The sequence below is a fragment of the Chamaesiphon sp. VAR_48_metabat_403 genome, from assembly GCF_031422475.1.
Taxonomy (GTDB): Bacteria; Cyanobacteriota; Cyanobacteriia; order Cyanobacteriales; family Chamaesiphonaceae; genus Chamaesiphon.
Genome location: NZ_JANPLS010000151.1, coordinates 1 through 2,514 on the forward strand (window position 1 = coordinate 1; position 2,514 = coordinate 2,514).

At 45.5% G+C, this 2,514-nt stretch carries 4 protein-coding genes; all 4 read left to right on the top strand.

Annotation, left to right across the window (positions count from 1 at the left end):
- The first annotated feature begins 326 nt into the window (after window positions 1–326).
- On the top strand, window positions 327–566 hold the full coding sequence (locus tag RMO79_RS07345) for a photosystem I reaction center subunit IV (protein ID WP_310482464.1): 240 nt from the start codon (window positions 327–329) through the stop codon (window positions 564–566).
- Window positions 567–662: 96 nt separating this feature from the next.
- A complete protein-coding gene (locus tag RMO79_RS07350) occupies window positions 663–1,526 on the top strand; it encodes a DNA-formamidopyrimidine glycosylase (protein ID WP_310482461.1) in 864 nt (287 codons plus the stop codon).
- 116 nt (window positions 1,527–1,642) lie between these two features.
- On the top strand, window positions 1,643–1,792 hold the full coding sequence (locus RMO79_RS07355; protein WP_310482462.1) for a CopG family transcriptional regulator: 150 nt from the start codon (window positions 1,643–1,645) through the stop codon (window positions 1,790–1,792).
- A gap of 231 nt (window positions 1,793–2,023) precedes the next feature.
- The coding region (locus tag RMO79_RS07360; RefSeq protein ID WP_310482463.1) for an STM4013/SEN3800 family hydrolase at window positions 2,024–2,514 on the top strand (491 nt) is incomplete at its 3' end.

A 2,514-nucleotide genomic window follows, 5' to 3' on the forward strand; every position in this document is an offset into this window, starting at 1 on the left:
GGGAGACGGGGGGACGGGGAGACGGGGAGACGGGGGGACGGGGAGACGGGGAGACGGGGGGACGGGGAGACGGGGGGACTGGGGGACTGGGGGACGGGGGATCGTTCCAAAATCCATTCACTATCCACTATCCACTATCCACTATCCACTATCCACTATCCACTAAAACCTAAAGCCTAAAGCCTAAAGCCTAAAACCTAAAGCCTAAATTAAGCTTTGTTACCTTGTGTCAAAAAGGGGGCGAAATTTGCAGAAAATAAGCGTGATGGCTAATTGTGGCTAAATCCTTCTTAAAAACCAATTACTCCAAACAGGAACAAGTAATTATGGCACTTCAACGTGGCTCAAAAGTTCGCGTCCTCCGCAAGGAATCTTACTGGTTCCAGGACATCGGGAGCGTAGTCTCGATCGACCAAAGCGGCATCAAATATAACGTCATCGTGCGGTTTGACAAAGTTAATTATAGCGGCTTCAGCGGTAGTGCTGGGGGTGTTAATACCAATAACTTTGCAGTTAGCGAACTAACCGAAGTCTCCGCACCACCAGCGAAAGCTGCCGCAAAATAGTCAACATCCTGACTGGCAACTCAGGGGGCGATCGGTCTATACTAATTTCGGTTAGTGAGATCTTCGCTGACTCCCTAGTTACCAGTCTAACCATTAATGCCAGAATTACCGGAAGTTGAAACAGTTCGTCGAGGTTTAGATCGATACACACTCGATCGAGCGATTACTGGCACTGAAGTACTATTACCACGCACGATCGCGCATCCCGATACGCCTGAAGAGTTTAGCTTTGGACTCCACCATACCAAAATTCAAACTTGGCATCGACGGGGCAAATATTTATACGCACAGTTAGCTGAACAAGACACTCAGCAACCCGCAGGCTGTTTGGGAGTGCATTTACGCATGACGGGGCAATTGCTGTGGGTAGAGAGCAGCACAGAGGTACATAAGCATACCCGTGTCAGATTATTTTTGGGTAAAGATTGGGAAATTCGGTTTGTAGATCAGCGGACATTCGGACAGATGTGGTGGATTCCCCCCAGCCAGCAACCGGAACAGGTGATGACGGGAATGGGCAAATTAGGGCCAGAACCATTCGATCCGGCGTTTAGTATCGAGTATTTTGCAGCTAAACTCCAGAAATCCTCGCGGAATATTAAAACCGTCATTCTCGATCAAAACTTAGTCGCTGGATTGGGAAATATCTATGCCGACGAAGCTCTATTTTTAAGCAAAATTCATCCCGAAACTCCAGCTAACCAGCTCGCGTTCGCCCAAATCGAACTATTGCGCGAGTCCGCGATAAATGTCCTGCAAACCTCGATCGATAGCGGCGGTACCACTTTTAGTAATTATCTCAGCGTGGAGGGCACCAATGGCAATTATGGGGGCATGGCGTGGGTTTACAATCGCACGAAGCAACCCTGTCGCGTCTGTGGAACTCCGATCGCCAAAATGCGGCTCGGCGGTAGAGGTACGCATTATTGTCCTCAGTGCCAAGCAAATTCAGCAGGTTAAAACAAAATTCATCAAACTACATTAATAGGACGATCGATATAGCTGATTTAAAGATGGTATTTCTGGTTGAATAATTATAGACCCAAATATTCTCCGACAATTCGATCGTTAAATGTATGACTGTAAAAACTAGAAAAACAAAACAACTAAACATCAAAATCCCCAACCAAGAACTATCAATTCTTGAAAGCTTTACCGAAAAAAATGAAAGAACGAAAACAGATGTTATTCGCGAATTTATTAGAGCTTTACAAGCTAACAGTTAATCGATCGTCAATTCAATTCAGACACTCTAACTCCTGGTAAGCATCTTAAAAGACTAAGATGCTTATCATGTTTGTCCTGTAATATGGTTGCTTTAAAACCGATACTGTTTATCGCCGACTCATAATCCCACAGGTGCTGCTACGCCACGATTATCGACTTTAATTTCTACTAATCAATATTTGGGTGCCGATCGAACAAAATCAGAGTTATCTAAATTCTAAATTGAACTGATGAATGTCGATCGATTAATTGGTACCCACGACTTCTTATTTATCACCCTCGATACCCTCCGCTATGATGTCGCGAAAGAATGCCTAGAAACAGGACTTACGCCGAATTTAGCAGCATTATTACCCGACGGTAAATGGGAACGCCGACACGCGCCTGCAAGCTTCACCTATGCCGCTCATCAGGCATTTTTTGCAGGCTTTTTACCCACCCCAGCTTTACCTGGCAAACATCCTCGCTTATTCGCGCTGAATTTTGCCGGGAGTGAGACGACGGGAGAAAATACCTGCGTGTTTGAAACGGCAGATATTATCACTGGTTTTGCCGATCGAGGATACCATACAATCTGTATCGGTGGGGTAGGCTTTTTTAACAAGCAAAATGCGTTAGGAAATGTGTTACCAGGAATGTTTGCCGAGAGTCATTGGGATGCTAGTTTGGGTGTGACGGATGTTGATTCTACCGAAAATCAAGTGCGATTAGCGATCGAATG

Bases quoted from the DNA above. Each gene is read 5' to 3' on its own strand.
- RMO79_RS07345 (WP_310482464.1), top strand. From the start codon at position 327: ATGGCACTTCAACGTGGCTCAAAAGTTCGCGTCCTCCGCAAGGAATCT.
- RMO79_RS07350 (WP_310482461.1), top strand. From the start codon at position 663: ATGCCAGAATTACCGGAAGTTGAAACAGTTCGTCGAGGTTTAGATCGA.
- RMO79_RS07355 (WP_310482462.1), top strand. From the start codon at position 1,643: ATGACTGTAAAAACTAGAAAAACAAAACAACTAAACATCAAAATCCCC.